This window comes from Alteromonas sp. CI.11.F.A3, assembly GCF_032925565.1.
Taxonomy (GTDB): Bacteria; Pseudomonadota; Gammaproteobacteria; order Enterobacterales; family Alteromonadaceae; genus Alteromonas.
The window spans coordinates 2,019,431-2,033,542 of record NZ_CP136708.1 but is presented as its reverse complement, the minus strand read 5'-3'; the positions used below and the strand labels follow the sequence as shown (position 1 = coordinate 2,033,542).

The window sequence follows — 14,112 nt, the reverse complement described above, 5'->3', positions numbered from 1 at the left end:
ACAGTAATATTGTTGATTTATAAAGATATTAATTTAATCTTATATTCAGTTGCCGTATTTGGCTAAGAATTTATTAAAGTCTTCTTGGTATGTCGCTTTTAAACGTAAACACTGTTTCGATTCATCCAACATAATGTCGAAACTACGGGCCATGCCTTCATGCTTATCTTTGATTGGCTCGTAGAATGCTTTAGCCATGTCTACGTTTTCAGCACTACAGGTAGTTGATACAAACTCAGGCATACGCGATACATGGTAATCTGGCATCTTCGCAATCAATGCATCTAGATTTGAGTTTAACCATTTGTACAACACGGTTTTAAGCTCTAAATTACGCGAGACTCTTACCAACATATAAAGTGTATTCGCCGGAGTAATGTCGTCGGTTAATGCTAAATCTAGCATTTTATTTACCGTGGCTTCATCGGTATAGCGCATTGAATAAAGCAAGGTGCGTTTAACATTAGGAAGTTGTGCTTTTTTAAATGCAGCTACCAATGTTTCATATAGCGCTTCTTCACTATGCTTCGTAGTAACCCCAATAGCGGTACCGGCAATACCCGCTGGAACGGCACTGCTATCTTCAATGTATTGCTTAGCAAGCGATTCACTTTGCTTAATCAAGGTTTCGTTGTTTGCTCTATTTCCAAGCAGGCTGTAAAGCTGGTTACGTAGGCTAATAACGCTTTCCGATTCATCGCTAGTTTGCTGAAGCGTAAGCTCGTTTAGCAAAGGCAAGTACTCTTGATTCAACAATGCAGCATAATTTGCTTTATTGTCGTCATTAACTAAGTAATCAAACTCAGCCAAAACACCTATCGCAGCACGTTTAACAACTGGGTCGTTATCTTTCGCCAAGGCATTTAATACTGGCATTATGCTATCAATGTTAACTTTACCCGCGTTAAGCAATGCTTGCATATTATAAAGCACGTTTTTCTTTTCGCGCTTGTTAAGCACATTCAAATCGCCAAGTAAGTTATCAAGTTGCTTACTTGTAATTGCCCAGCGGAAATAGCCTGTGGCGTTATCGTTAGGGAAAACCCAGTCAGCTTCAGCAAGTTGAGGCAATTGAGTTTTGGCTTTATCAATAAATACCACTTCCTGCTTTATTGCACCGTTTACTTTATAAGTAAGTTTAAGCGGAACTGCCCACGTTTGTGCATCTACGGTTGCGCCCGCGTAATGGAAACGCTCCTGTGTAATAGTACCTTTATCGTCTATAGAGATCAGTGGGTAAGCAGGTTGTTCTAAATAGGCTTTCATCATGGCGCTTAAATTAATGTCTGATACACCATCAAGTGCAGCCCACAAATCATCAGCAACCGTATTACCCCATGCATGGGTATTCATATAGTTACGCACGCCTTCACGGAACTTTTCAGTACCAATTAACGACTCTATCATTTGCAGAATAGACTCGCCTTTTGAGTAGTTCAGCCCCAAGCCATCCATAACATCGGGTTGAATGCGCACTACTTTTTTAACTGGTTTAACCGTAGGGCTAGCATCGGCACCAAACGCAGACTCTTGCACAATACGATCTGCAAAATTAAGCTCTGGGTATAGTTCCATCATGGTGTAGCTTGCCGCCCACGAGGCAAATGCTTCGTTTAACCATAAATCATCCCACCATGCCATGGTCACTAAGTTACCAAACCATTGATGCGCCAGCTCATGTGCAATAACGTTAAGCGGCCCTTTACGTTCGGTTAAACCCGGCTCGTCTGCTAGCAATAACAAACTGTCGCGGTAAGTAATTAGCCCAACGTTTTCCATTGCACCATGAGTGAAGTTAGGTACAGCGACAAAATCGAGCTTTTTGTAAGGGTATTTAATATCGAAAAAGTCTTCTAGCGTGGCTAAAATTTCAGGGGTGTGCTTCACCACAAACTTAGTTTTGTCTGCATAGCCTTTAGGTACGTAGATTTTACCTGGTACCGACAAACCTTTTAGTTCAACACTATCAAATGGCCCTACAGTGTAAGCAATTAAGTAGGTTGGCATAGGTTTGGTTTTTTCAAACTTAACGGTCTGCATGCCTTCGCTTACATCATGGCTTTCAACCGGCGTATTCGATACCACCACTTGTTTTTCGGGCGCCGTGATGGTCATTTGGTAAGGTATTTTAAATGCGGGTTCGTCGAAACTAGGAAAGGCTTTACGTGCATGCATATCTTCAAACTGCGTAAAGATGTAGTTTGTTTCTTCAAATCGAGACAAATACATGCCATCAGATGACGTATTCACCTTGCCTTCGAAGTCGATGATTAGGGTGTATTTGCCCGGCGCAATGTCAGCTTCAGCCATGCCCCAATTAATATTGTATTCACCTTGTTCAACATTAAGTGCTATTACGCGCTCATTTTGACTAAGCTCGGCATGTGTAACGGTAAGGTCTTGCTGATAAAAGCCCACTTTTTTTGTGGCTGAATTAACCGTAATGCTAATGCGGGTAGAACCCGAGTAGTTTGGTGCATCAGGATCTAGGTTTAAATGAATGTCTTGAAAGGTTGGCGTAACGGAAGATGGTAAACGGTATTCCACATCTTTTGCTAACACTTGAGTCGTTAGCAGCGCCAAAACACAACTAAACAACGTTATGATTCGTCTCATATCTTATAATTCCATGTAGAGAGGGGGCCCCTTAAAGAGAGTATTCCCTTTGAAAGAGAGTATTGCCCGTAAAAAGGGAGCATTGCCCTAGGTATAATCGCGAAGGAGCATAATCAGGTTTAGCGTGTCACGCAACGTAGGCAGTCGCAAATGATATTTGAAATTGTTACGAAAAATGTCCAGCGCAACAGATAGTTCGTTCAACTTATAAAATTCCTCTTACACTTTATATCCCCCCGTTTTCTTATGTCTGAATCACAACTTATCCCCTATTTAGCTGTTACCTTCAACAAAAAACATAAACTGTATTCACGGTTTTACCGATTATTAAGCCACTCAATCGCTGCTAGTCTTTCATTGGCAAGTTAAACACAACTAAAAAATGAATTAACAAACGAATGCGACCAGAGGAATATGAACATGGCTTATAACGGCTACACCACTTTTACCGCAAAGCAAGACGGTGCAATACTCACCATTACTTTCGATTTCGGCCCTGTTAACGTGCAAGGTCAAGAGATGTTAGAAGACTTAATGGGTCTTGCCATGCGCCTTGAGCGCGACCGCACCGTTAAGGTGGTGGCATTTCAATCAGCTAACCCTGAAATTTGGGTATGTCACTATGACACCAACCTGCTAAAAGACATGTCTACAGAAGCGGTAGCACGTGGCGATGTAAAATTGCTCGACCTTCAAGTGGTATTAGAACGTATTAGCAAATTACCTCAAGCCACGATCGCTAAACTTGAAGGTTTTGCCCGAGGTGGCGGTCATGAATTTGCACTGGCCTGCGATATGCGATTCGCCGCGCGTGGTAAATACAAGTTTATGCAAATGGAAGTCGGCATGGGCATATTGCCTTGCGGCGGTGGTGCGTCTCGCATGGCGCGCCAAACCGGTCTAGGCCGCGCCCTAGAAATTATTCTAAGTGCTCGTGATTTCAGCGCCGATGAAGCCGAAGCTTACGGCACCATTAATAAAGCCCTGGAGCCTGACGAAATTGGTCCTTATGTCGATGCCCTAGCTAAACGCATTGCCCTGTTTCCCGCAGAATCGATTAATGCCTGTAAACAAGCGGTATACGAATCTATCGACAAGCCTATAGATGAAGCGTTACGTGCAGAAGCTTACTGGTTATATCAAGCCACCAGTAAAACCCCCGCTGTTAAACGTTTTAACGAAGCAGACATTAAAGGCATGGAATACGACATGGAAAATCAACGTAATTGGAATGATCTAGTCGTCGCCGTACAAGATATTAAATAACACTATCCAATCAAATTAACGCATCGAAAAATTTAGGAGCATATTATGTTAGGTGAAGTTCACTCATTGCAATCTGACTTTCCCGAATACAAAGATACCATTGAGAAACTGGTAGAAAGTGACAGTACGTTTGCCAGCGAAAACAAACAGTACAACGCTTTAGATGAAGAAATTCGCAAACTTGAGCTAAAGGGTGGCCCAACCACCGACGAAACATTGCATCAATTGAAGCATGATCGTGCCGTGCTAAAAGATACGCTGTACGAAAAATTACAGGCCGCGATATAAGTTTCTACCGTTAAAGGAGTTGAAATCACCTCCTCTAGATAGTGGTGAAGCGTTAATCTCTCGAGCGCTTTGCCACTACTTCATATGCACTTTCCCACCAATAATTTTAAACGCAGGCGCGCCTCTTATTGTGGCTTCCCGTGCAAAGGGTTGCTCGCACCTAGGGCATATACAGGGTGTAGTGGTATAATCTTCAACAATACGCTCTTTAAAGCACTTAACCAGCGCGCCTTTGCCACCTTTTCGGTATTTGAAAATAGGCGTTTTGCATTTCGCACAGGTTATTTGTACCGTTCGAACTGGCCCTTTCTTGTTCGGTTTTGCCATATTCCCACTTTATTAATCAATTTGCTTACCACAAAGATGAATTTGAACATCTGTAGATGTAATAAGAAACCTTTCTACATTGGTTAATCTTAGATAATACACCAACATACCAATCAAGTTTGTTCACGCTTAGCCTGCCATAAATGGAAGTTCGCGAAAACTTCACCTATTATGATAATAAGGAACCTATCCTTATACTTGTATTCAGTCATTTGTATGAAGTATTCAGTTTAGCGATAGTTAACATGGACTTGCAGTAACCTTAGCTTGATTCTTTACTTATTTTGTTGATTAAGGAAGAGGCATACTAACGCTCAGTACAGAAGGTCTAAGATTTTTCGTAAACTTTCACTGATAATACATCGAACCTATACTATTCTGAGTTCGAAGAATGAATTCATATTATCGCACCTAGCAGGATACATGCTAGATTCGACGACACAGATGCAGCGGCGCTAACGCCTTACGATAGAGCAAATGCTCCCTGCAATAGCAGTATCTTTAGATTTAGTATTTTAAGGAATAATGAAAATGAAAGCGAAAGCGGTCCTATTACTTAGTTTAATGTTTGCACTTCCTGTAAGTGCAGCAAACGTAATTATCGTTAGTGCAAAAAATGGGTCGGGTATCGATGCCGAAGCAGTCAAAAGAATCTACCTTGGTAAAATGAAAGCATTTCCTGACGGTAGCAAAGCACTTCCTTTAACATTTGAACAAGGTAATGAAGTTCGTGGTGCCTTTAACACGGGCGTTTTAGGTAAGTCGGAGAGCCAATATTCTGCGTTTTGGTCTAAATTAGTTTTTACTGGCCAAGGCACACCTCCTGAAGAGGTATCTACACAAGAAGAAATGCTGCAACTTGTTGCTGATAATCCCAATACTATTGGCTTTGTGGATGAGAGTTTAGCGAACGACTCTGTCACGGTAGTCGGTAGCTTCTAACCAAATAAACTAACGCAACAAGAGCGCTTTTAATGAGGACATTGAAAGCGCTTTTTTATTTCCAATAAGTAAAGTGATATTCCTACGCCTCACATCACGCTTGACGTATTCCGCTAGCGTTTATCGCCCCCCCCTTTTTTTGGGGGGGCTAGCGCAAGAGTCTCTTTGTGTTACGGAACAGGAAATCATAATTTTTTGTGAATGCCTGTCTTTATCTTCTATCAATTCAAGAAGAAGTTGGGCAGCTTCCTTTCCTATAATGTAGGGTTCTTGTTTTACTACCGTAACAGGTACTTTGAAAAACTCTGTCATGGGAATATCATCAAAACCTAACAAAGAAACATCATCAGGAACACTCACTCCTTCCTGGTTTAAATGCGCTAAAAGCTCTGTAGTAATGGCAAGATGCTGAGTAAAAAACGCGGTAGGTGCCGCATCTGATTGAAGAATTTCCTTTGGTGAATGCTCAAATCCTGTTTCTCGTTGCCAATACTGCACTAGCGCCTCGTTGTATTGAATACCATGCTTTTTAAGCGCATCGGTATAACCTAAATAACGCTCATTCCTCGATTTAACGTTCTGGAATTCTTGTGTCACAAAACAAATTCGCTCATGCCCCAATTTGATTAAATAGTCTGTGGCATCAAAAGCGGCTTTGCGGTAATCAGATAAAACAAGATTCTTCTCGCTGCCGTCATGCTCTAATTGCACGTGGACTATGGGCAGCCCCTTATGAATATACTCTTCAATGAGGCCATTGTTTTTACCCGATGACGCTATGATTATTCCGTCTACTTGCAACTGAAATAATGCCTCTAGCGACTTGGCTTCAACCACGGGATCAAAATCAGTGTTGTAAATAAGTGCGTTGTAATTCGCTTTTTTACAGAAGTCGTCCACACCACGAATAGTTCGACTGGTATCAAAACCGGTAATATCACGAACGATAACCCCTATTGTCTTAGTTTTAGTGGTTTTTAAACCTTGAGCAAAGCGGTTAGGCGTATAGTTTAATTCTTTAATAGCAGCCCGAACTCGAAGCTCAGTTTCCTTCGACATATAGTCGAAACGCCCATTAATGTACTGAGATACCGTACTGTTCGACACTTTGGCTAGGCGCGCCACATCCGCCAATTTCACTTTTTGCATAGCTTTTTCGAAGAGCCTGAGGTTCATTGAATCATTGTTAACAACTTGTTGACATTATGCATTTGTATGCTAGGTTTAGTCAACTAAAACGTTTTACTAAAACGTTTTATGTTTTCATCCAACGCTGAGGGAAGACTGGTGAAGATTGAAGAAATTAAGGTATTTGTGTGCAGTCCGGGACGTAATTTCGTTACCGTGAAAGTCATTACAGATAGCGGAATTTACGGTATTGGCGATGCTACGTTAAATGGCAGAGAAATGGCGGTGGTCACATGCCTTGAAGAGCATATTGCACCTTGCTTGATTGGCCGTGATGCTCACGACATCGAAGATATCTGGCAATATCTTTACAAAGGGGTGTATTGGCGTAAAGGCCCGATAAATATGGCCGCCATTGCTGCTATTGATATGGCATTGTGGGACATAAAAGGCAAAGCCGCTAATATGCCTGTTTATCAGTTGCTGGGCGGAAAAAGCCGTACGGCAGTCACCTTGTACGCACATGCGAGCGGCGACACTATTGAAGAGACCATTGATAAAGCGCAAGCCCATATTGATGCGGGGTTCAAAGCCGTACGTTTGCAAACTGCCATCCCCGGGTTAGGGGTTACTTACGGCGTGCTTGGCGATAAGAAAGACTACTTTGAATTACAAGGCAACCGCCCTCTCCCTCCGGAAGAACCTTGGTCTACCCTAAAATACTTTAATATGGTGGAAGACCTTTTCAAGCAAGCCCGTGCCCGCTTAGGCAATGACGTTCACCTACTTCATGATGTGCATAGCCGGCTAACCCCTATCGAATCGGCGCGACTGGGTAAGCTATTAGAACCTTATAACCTGTTATTTCTTGAAGATGCTTCCGTGGCTGAAAACCAAGAAAACTATAAGGTAATTAGGCATCACACCACTACCCCACTGGCCATAGGTGAAACCTACAACACCATTTGGGAATGCAAAGACCTTATTCAAGATCAGCTTATTGATTATATCCGTACAGCAGCTACCCATGCGGGCGGTATAACCGGCCTTCGCCGCATTGCCGATTTTGCCAATATTTATAATGTGAAAACCGCGCCTCATGGAGCACCCGATTTATCGCCAGTGTGCTTTGCTGCCCATATGCATTTAAATATCTGGGCACCAAACTTTGGTATTCAGGAGTTCGTTGGTTTTGGTAATGCACAACTTAACGAAATCTTTCCCCATCGCTATGAAGTTAAAGACGGTACGGTTGCCATTTTAGACGCACCTGGCTTGGGCGTAGATTTTGATGAATTAGCAGCGCAAAAATACCCTTACAAACGCTCTTATTTACCGGTGAGCCGATTAGAAGATGGCACTGTGTGGAACTGGTAAAGCTATTTAGCGCTGTAATAACAAATTCGATAAAGGAAAGAACATGAGTAACCCTATTAAGGTATTAATTCAAGGCACTGGATTTGCAGGCCAAGGGCATGCAGAAGCCTTTAGATATGCGGGTGCAGAAGTGGTTGGTATTGTGGGCAGAACCCCAAGCGTCGTAGAGAACGTAGCGAAAGAACTTTCAATACCTTACTTCAGTACCGACTGGCAACAAGCGCTTGAAGATTGCAAGCCAGACATAGTGTCTATTGCCACCCCCGGCGGCGCCCACGAAACACCCATTATTCAAGCTATTGAATTTGGCTGCCATGTGTTTAGTGACAAGCCCCTGTCTACCACCGGTGATTCTGCTAAAAAACTGTATGAATTAGCCAAAGAAAAAGGGGTGAAAACCGCTTTTGCTTCAAGCTTTCGCTACATGCCTCATGTTATTCACGCCAAACGTTTAGTGGAACAAGGAATGATTGGTGAGCCACTAGAAGTAGAGTGTATTTCACACTTTAACTTAGAGCGTGACATTCCTTTTGGCTGGTCGCACCGCAAAGAAGACGGTGGCGGGCGCTTAAATAACAACTTTACCCATAAGCTTTCAATTGTCACTTCCATTGTGGGTGAAGAAATCTTATCTATGATGGGTGAAGTACGGGATGATTTGGGTAAAGCCCCGATTGTTGAAGGCGTACATAACTTCAAAAAGCGCCGCGACTTTATTCCCAATGACCTTAACGACCCCAATCTCAAATGGGGGGAATCGAATGTAGAATGGTCGTACACCGTGCTAGCACAGTTAAAAAGTGAACGTGCAGCAAAACCGGTCTCGGTGTTGTTTAAACATGGTGGTTTACAACCCCGCTTTACCGACGACCATATCGTTGTTTACGGCAGCAAGAGTGCCATCTTTATAAAAGGTCACTATGCCAGCGGCCCACTTTATTATTATGATGAAAACAACCAGTGGACTGAATTGCCACTACCGCAAGACATCATAGACAACACTCCCGAAGGCGAAGGTGACACCGAACGTAATTGGCGCTATTTAATTCGCGAATTAGTGAACGATGTGAAAGGTGAAACCGTTGCGCCTTATCAAACCTTTAAAGAAGGAGCGCAATACCAGCAACTCATCGATCTCATTCGTCGAAATGACAATTGGATAGACGTTAGCCAACTGTAATTAAAGGTGTCCCATGGTCTATGAATATCTCGTTATTGCAGGGTACTTTTTACTGATCCTCGGTATCGGTTTTGCGTTTAAATCGATGGCCAAAAATTCCACCAGCGACTACTTTCGTGGTGGCGGTAGAATGCTATGGTGGATGGTTGGCTCAACCGCTTTTATGGCACAATTTTCTGCTTGGACCTTTACGGGCGCAGCGGGGAAAGCCTTTAGTGATGGCTTTGCCATAAGCTTAGTATTCTTCGCTAATACCTTTGCCTATTTTTGTGGCTGGCTCTATTTTTCGGCTCGCTTTAGACAAATGCGTGTGGACACCCCCACCGAAGGCATTAAACGTCGCTTCGGTAGCCAGAACGAACAGTTTTTCTCTTGGGCGCTGATCATCTTTAGCATGATAAACGCTGGCGTGTGGTTAAACGCCCTTGGTGTTTTCTCTAGTGCCGTATTTAATGCCGATATCAGTGTAACCATTATTGCTACTGGCCTTACCGTGCTGTTTGTATCGGTATTGTCTGGCGCCTGGGGCGTGGTAGCGTCCGATTTTGTACAAACCCTTATTGTGGCTATTATCTCGATAGCCTGCGCCATTGTAGCGCTTGTAAAAGTAGGTGGACCCGTTGCCTTAGTAACCGATTTCCCTGTCGATTTTGTTATGGGGCCAGACATGAACTACGGCCTACTGCTTGTTGGCACTTTTGTTTTCTTTTTGGCAAAACAACTGATCACCATTATGAACCTGAACGATTCGTTTAGGTTTTTAAACGCAAAAGACACCATTAACGCACGAAAAGCCGCATTACTTGCCATGGTATTGATGGGCGTTGGCAGTATTATTTGGTTTATTCCCCCTTGGGCATCGGCCATCTTGTATCCTGATGCCGCAACCGCCTACCCTGAGTTAGGCAATAAAGCGGGCGATGCGGTGTATCTTGTATTCACCCGTAATGCTATGCCCCTTGGCACTGTTGGGTTGTTGCTGGCGGGGTTATTCGCGGCTTCTATGTCGTCAATGGATTCAGCGCTTAATAAAAACGCGGGTATTTTTGTACGAAGCTTATACCAACCTTTATTGCTGAAAAAACAGAAACAAGTGTCAGATAAACACCTGTTGAATGTTAGCCGTTTAGTCAGTTTTATTAGCGGTATTATGGTTATCGCCGTTGCACTGTTCTTTAAATCATTAAAAGAGCTAAGTTTGTTTGAGTTGATGATGAATGTATCTACGATGATTCAAGTTCCGCTACTCATTCCCTTAATATTTGGCCTGTTTATTAAAAGAACGCCCCAGTGGGCGCCTTGGGTAACCGTCGCCATAGGCCTAACCGTTTCTTGGTTAATGATGAATGTATTCACACCTGAGCTTTTTGCTAGCTGGATTGGGCTAGAACAAGCACTTACCCGCCGTGAGTCAATTGATCTTAATCTCATGCTTATTATCGTTGCTCAACTGGTTATTACCGCTGGCTTTTTCTGTGCAACCTCCTTGTTTTACAACCCCGAAAAAGACGCGCATAAAGCAGAAACCGAGCGTTTCTTTGACGATGTGGAAACCCCAGTAATTGCAGATTTTGAGCAAGACGATTACGACCGCCAACAACGCAATAAATTAGGTGTGATGGTTATTATTATGAGTGCGGGCATGCTCGTTATGATGCTAATTCCTAATCCTCTGTGGGGCAGACTCATGTTTTTAGGTTGCGCTTTTATCATGTTAACCATAGGTTTACTGCTTAAACACAGTGCCAAAAAAGAGCTTACCCGTAACACCGCATCGTTGAGTAAAAAGCCATGCTTAGAATAAAGCTATTTACCGCGTTTATAAGCAAGTTTTTTACTTGTGTATCAAGCCTACAAACATTGGCACACTGGTTAGGTATGGGTTTACTTTCTCTCATGCTTTTCGGTTGCTTAATGAGTAATGAGAATTACAGGGTAAACTTAACTGAGGGTATAGATGAGTCGGCTGGGCCTGTACCTGCCTATATTATTTCAACCCCGTCGGCCACTTACTATCTTGAAAAGCAAGGTGGTGGGTTATCGAGCATGCTTGATAAAGACGGGGTAGACTGGATTGGTTTTAACAACATTAAGGGTTCAGGCCACAAAGGTGAATACCGCGGCTTCCCCAATGCCATCCATAAACAAGATGGCAGTTATTTTCACGCCATGAATGCGGGGACTGACAGTGCCACAAGTACCGTTCTCTTTGAAAAGGACAATCACGTACGCATAGCATTTACTTCCGGGAATGGGAAATGGGTAGGACAGTGGGACTTCTACCCTACCCATTGTGATTTCACAATGACAACGGTAAGCCCCGGCTATCATTATTGGGTGCAATATGAAGGTGTGCCTGGCGGTAGCATGGATGACACCGACTTTTGGTATAATTCTGCTACTGAAATACGCCACCCTATCAATGATTCATTCAAGGGCGATTTACCTTACCCTGAATGGTATGCCTTTGGCGATGAATCATCTCCACGAATGATTTTCTTGTTAAACCATGACGATGATACTCACCCCGACAACTACGTAAGCCGCCCTTACATGACTGTGCTCGGCTTTGGCCGCCAAGAAAAAAACAAGTTTTTGAATACGCCTAAAACATTTTCCATAGGCTTTGTGGAATCGTTAGAGTATGAAAAAGTGTCAAAAGAAGTGACTACTGTATTGAAGCAAATATATTGAACTAGCCCAGTGGCAGAGTGGCAGAGTGGCAGAGTGGCAGAGTGGCAGAGTAAAAAATTGTTAGAGCAGCAGGGCTAGCAACCAAGAAGTGCTTTTACACCATCAATAGCACATTCTCACTTTGCACAAAAGTATCGGCAAGCGGCACAAGGTATTAATACAAGCGCTGGAATTAATCTACCCTACTAGGAAAGTGCGCTATTATAAATATATCTCTCAATACCATTAGTCACTAGAAAGAGCTTACAATTCCAAATTTTGCTTTAACCATAGATAAAGACGCGTTTAATCAAATACGTCGTCGTAGACTCATGCAAATTTGTGGAGTGTCTGCTCTCGGGCTGGTGGCTTCTCTTTCTGTGGCGCGCAATGTTACCTTTATTATTATTGCCGTCGGCCTTACCTGCTTAATTGCCGCGTTTGTGTTCGCATATAAACATAAAGTACTTGCCTCAGCATCTACCCTGCTGGTGTCATTATCTTCCATGTTGTTCGCCCTAGCTGCAACCGGTGCAGGGTTATTCGACATAGCTATTTTGGGTTACCCCACCCTAGTAATTTTCGCCGCTATTTTAGGCGGTGTAGGCTTGTTCATAACGCTACTTTCTTTTGTTACTTTGCAATGTGTGCTTATTGTCGGGTTGTCGCTCCAAGGTATTATTACACCCCATATCCCTTCAACTAGTTGGGAGCATTTAATTTTCACACTAGTGATATTTATCGTCACAGGTTTTAGTGTTTACATTTTAGTTCGTGATATCAAAGACTTAATGACATCGCTTCAGGGCGAAAATATCAAAGTGGCGCAAAGTCGCACGCAAATTCAGCATTTGGCGCACCACGACAGCCTAACCAATTTACCTAATCGGCTGTATGGTGAAACCCTATTTAATTTATCGCTAAGCGAGTGTGAAGAACATGGGCAGTCATTAGCATTACTGTTTATTGATTTAGATAATTTTAAGCCAATTAACGATGCGTTAGGCCATGCGGCGGGCGATCAATTGCTTAAATCACTTACCCAACAGCTCACAGAAATCTTGTCGCCAAAACAATATCTCATCCGCTTCGGTGGTGATGAATTTCTGGTTATTGCCCCTTTCAACCCTGAAAGTGATGAGTTGACATCGCTCGCTAATGCTCTGATTGGGCAGTGCGCATCTGTTTTCGATATATTTCAAAACCAAGTAAGGGTTTCAGCCTCATTAGGCACAGCTAGCGCACCAAAAGACGGCACCGATTTTAAGCAGCTATGCAGAAAAGCCGATATTGCTATGTATAAAGCGAAACAAGATGGCCGCAATACCTATCACCATTACGATGAGAGTTTAGACAAAGCCAGCGAAAACAAGTTTAAAATGCTACAACTCTTGCGCCCAGCGCTGAGTGAACAACAATTCGAGCTGCACTACCAGCCCATCGTAGATTTAAAGAGTGGCAACATTAAAACCCTAGAAGCATTACTACGCTGGCCTCAACCTGATGGGAGTATGATCCCGCCAGACTTATTCATCCCCTTGGCAGAAAGTAGTGGCTTAATTAATGAGTTAGGTAGCTGGGTAGTGCGTCAAGCCACCCAATTTTGTGCCCAATTACGCCAGCAGGGACATTCTGACATACGTATGGCAGTGAATTTATCGGTGATGCAATTTAAAGATGACCAGCTTCAACGCACTATTGAAAGTGCATTGTATGAAGCGGGCTTACCTCCAGAAGCATTAGAACTAGAGTTAACCGAATCGTTGTTGATTGATGAAACCGAGCAAATACAAAAGCAACTCGCTTCACTGAGCAAGCTTGGCATTACCATTGCCATTGACGACTTTGGTACGGGTTACTCTAACTTGGGTTATCTTCGAAACTTTAACGCTTCAAAGCTTAAAGTAGATAGATCGTTTATAAGCCCGTTGTGTTTCTCGGAGCACGATGAGTCTTTGGTAGGCGCTATTATCAACATGGCAGCCAGTTTAGGCTTGCAGACGGTGGCTGAGGGAATTGAAGATGAAGAGACCTTGCAAAAGCTGCTGTTACTTGGCTGCGACACTGGGCAAGGCTATTTCTGGTCAAAACCCTTACCCGAAAACGCGTTAATGGAATTTTTGAAAAGCCGTAACACTTAACACAGCAGCTTTTATATCCTCGCCTTTATCCGACTCTTGCTTACTGATCTGACATTTCTGAGCTGGGCGTTCTTAGCTGAGTTATCTGAGCTGGGCGCTCTAAGCTGGGCCTTGTGAGCTGGACTTTCTGAAACTAATTATTCAATTGATGGTTTCAGTCTTTTGCTGAAACAG

11 protein-coding genes are annotated in these 14,112 nt (G+C 43.1%); 8 read left to right on the top strand and 3 right to left on the bottom strand.

Going from position 1 to position 14,112, the window contains the following annotated elements:
* Window positions 1-45: 45 nt before the first annotated feature.
* Window positions 46-2,616 carry a M1 family metallopeptidase gene (locus tag R1T43_RS08730; protein ID WP_317355050.1) on the bottom strand — a complete coding sequence of 857 codons (2,571 nt, stop codon included), beginning with the start codon at window positions 2,614-2,616 and terminating at the stop codon, window positions 46-48.
* Between the two features lie 420 nt (window positions 2,617-3,036).
* On the opposite strand from R1T43_RS08730, the gene R1T43_RS08725 reads away from it, so the two are divergent.
* Together R1T43_RS08725 and R1T43_RS08720 are read left to right on the top strand one after the other, a co-directional pair.
* A complete protein-coding gene (locus tag R1T43_RS08725; protein ID WP_317355048.1) occupies window positions 3,037-3,882 on the top strand; it encodes an enoyl-CoA hydratase/isomerase family protein in 846 nt (281 codons plus the stop codon).
* A 45-nt stretch (window positions 3,883-3,927) separates the two neighbouring features.
* Window positions 3,928-4,170 (top strand): YdcH family protein, encoded by a 243-nt coding sequence (locus R1T43_RS08720; protein ID WP_211071355.1) that lies wholly within the window; start codon window positions 3,928-3,930, stop codon window positions 4,168-4,170.
* 75 nt (window positions 4,171-4,245) lie between these two features.
* Here R1T43_RS08720 and R1T43_RS08715 read toward each other — a convergent pair whose 3' ends face one another.
* The gene (locus R1T43_RS08715) at window positions 4,246-4,497 is read right to left on the bottom strand and encodes a hypothetical protein (protein ID WP_317355046.1); all 252 of its coding nucleotides are present in this window, start codon (window positions 4,495-4,497) and stop codon (window positions 4,246-4,248) included.
* Between the two features lie 564 nt (window positions 4,498-5,061).
* Here R1T43_RS08715 and R1T43_RS08710 point away from each other — a divergent pair.
* The gene (locus tag R1T43_RS08710; protein ID WP_211071446.1) at window positions 5,062-5,439 is read left to right on the top strand and encodes a phosphate ABC transporter substrate-binding protein; all 378 of its coding nucleotides are present in this window, start codon (window positions 5,062-5,064) and stop codon (window positions 5,437-5,439) included.
* Between the two features lie 120 nt (window positions 5,440-5,559).
* Here R1T43_RS08710 and R1T43_RS08705 read toward each other — a convergent pair whose 3' ends face one another.
* Complete coding sequence (locus tag R1T43_RS08705) at window positions 5,560-6,588, bottom strand: LacI family DNA-binding transcriptional regulator (protein WP_317355043.1); 1,029 nt, start codon at window positions 6,586-6,588, stop codon at window positions 5,560-5,562.
* Between the two features lie 138 nt (window positions 6,589-6,726).
* Between R1T43_RS08705 and manD the strand changes: the two genes are divergently transcribed.
* The 5 genes from manD to R1T43_RS08680 all read left to right on the top strand — a co-directional run bounded on the left by manD (window position 6,727) and on the right by R1T43_RS08680 (window position 13,938).
* On the top strand, window positions 6,727-7,944 hold the full coding sequence (manD, locus tag R1T43_RS08700) for a D-mannonate dehydratase ManD (RefSeq protein ID WP_317355040.1): 1,218 nt from the start codon (window positions 6,727-6,729) through the stop codon (window positions 7,942-7,944).
* A 43-nt stretch (window positions 7,945-7,987) separates the two neighbouring features.
* Window positions 7,988-9,124 carry a Gfo/Idh/MocA family oxidoreductase gene (locus R1T43_RS08695; protein ID WP_317355038.1) on the top strand — a complete coding sequence of 379 codons (1,137 nt, stop codon included), beginning with the start codon at window positions 7,988-7,990 and terminating at the stop codon, window positions 9,122-9,124.
* Window positions 9,125-9,137: 13 nt separating this feature from the next.
* Window positions 9,138-10,928, top strand: coding sequence for a sodium:solute symporter family transporter (locus tag R1T43_RS08690; protein WP_317355036.1), 1,791 nt, complete (start codon window positions 9,138-9,140; stop codon window positions 10,926-10,928).
* Window positions 10,929-11,038: 110 nt separating this feature from the next.
* Window positions 11,039-11,818, top strand: a complete 780-nt coding sequence (locus tag R1T43_RS08685; RefSeq protein ID WP_317355033.1) for a hypothetical protein — start codon at window positions 11,039-11,041, stop codon at window positions 11,816-11,818.
* A 311-nt stretch (window positions 11,819-12,129) separates the two neighbouring features.
* A complete protein-coding gene (locus tag R1T43_RS08680) occupies window positions 12,130-13,938 on the top strand; it encodes a putative bifunctional diguanylate cyclase/phosphodiesterase (RefSeq protein ID WP_317355030.1) in 1,809 nt (602 codons plus the stop codon).
* Window positions 13,939-14,112 lie beyond the last annotated feature (174 nt).

What these genes read in the sequence shown, in the direction of transcription:
- R1T43_RS08730 (WP_317355050.1), bottom strand. Translation starts at nt 2,616, where the DNA reads ATGAGACGAATCATAACGTTGTTTAGTTGTGTTTTGGCGCTGCTAACG.
- R1T43_RS08725 (WP_317355048.1), top strand. Translation starts at nt 3,037, where the DNA reads ATGGCTTATAACGGCTACACCACTTTTACCGCAAAGCAAGACGGTGCA.
- R1T43_RS08720 (WP_211071355.1), top strand. Translation starts at nt 3,928, where the DNA reads ATGTTAGGTGAAGTTCACTCATTGCAATCTGACTTTCCCGAATACAAA.
- R1T43_RS08715 (WP_317355046.1), bottom strand. Translation starts at nt 4,497, where the DNA reads ATGGCAAAACCGAACAAGAAAGGGCCAGTTCGAACGGTACAAATAACC.
- R1T43_RS08710 (WP_211071446.1), top strand. Translation starts at nt 5,062, where the DNA reads ATGTTTGCACTTCCTGTAAGTGCAGCAAACGTAATTATCGTTAGTGCA.
- R1T43_RS08705 (WP_317355043.1), bottom strand. Translation starts at nt 6,588, where the DNA reads ATGCAAAAAGTGAAATTGGCGGATGTGGCGCGCCTAGCCAAAGTGTCG.
- R1T43_RS08695 (WP_317355038.1), top strand. Translation starts at nt 7,988, where the DNA reads ATGAGTAACCCTATTAAGGTATTAATTCAAGGCACTGGATTTGCAGGC.
- R1T43_RS08690 (WP_317355036.1), top strand. Translation starts at nt 9,138, where the DNA reads ATGGTCTATGAATATCTCGTTATTGCAGGGTACTTTTTACTGATCCTC.
- R1T43_RS08685 (WP_317355033.1), top strand. Translation starts at nt 11,039, where the DNA reads ATGAGTAATGAGAATTACAGGGTAAACTTAACTGAGGGTATAGATGAG.
- R1T43_RS08680 (WP_317355030.1), top strand. Translation starts at nt 12,130, where the DNA reads ATGCAAATTTGTGGAGTGTCTGCTCTCGGGCTGGTGGCTTCTCTTTCT.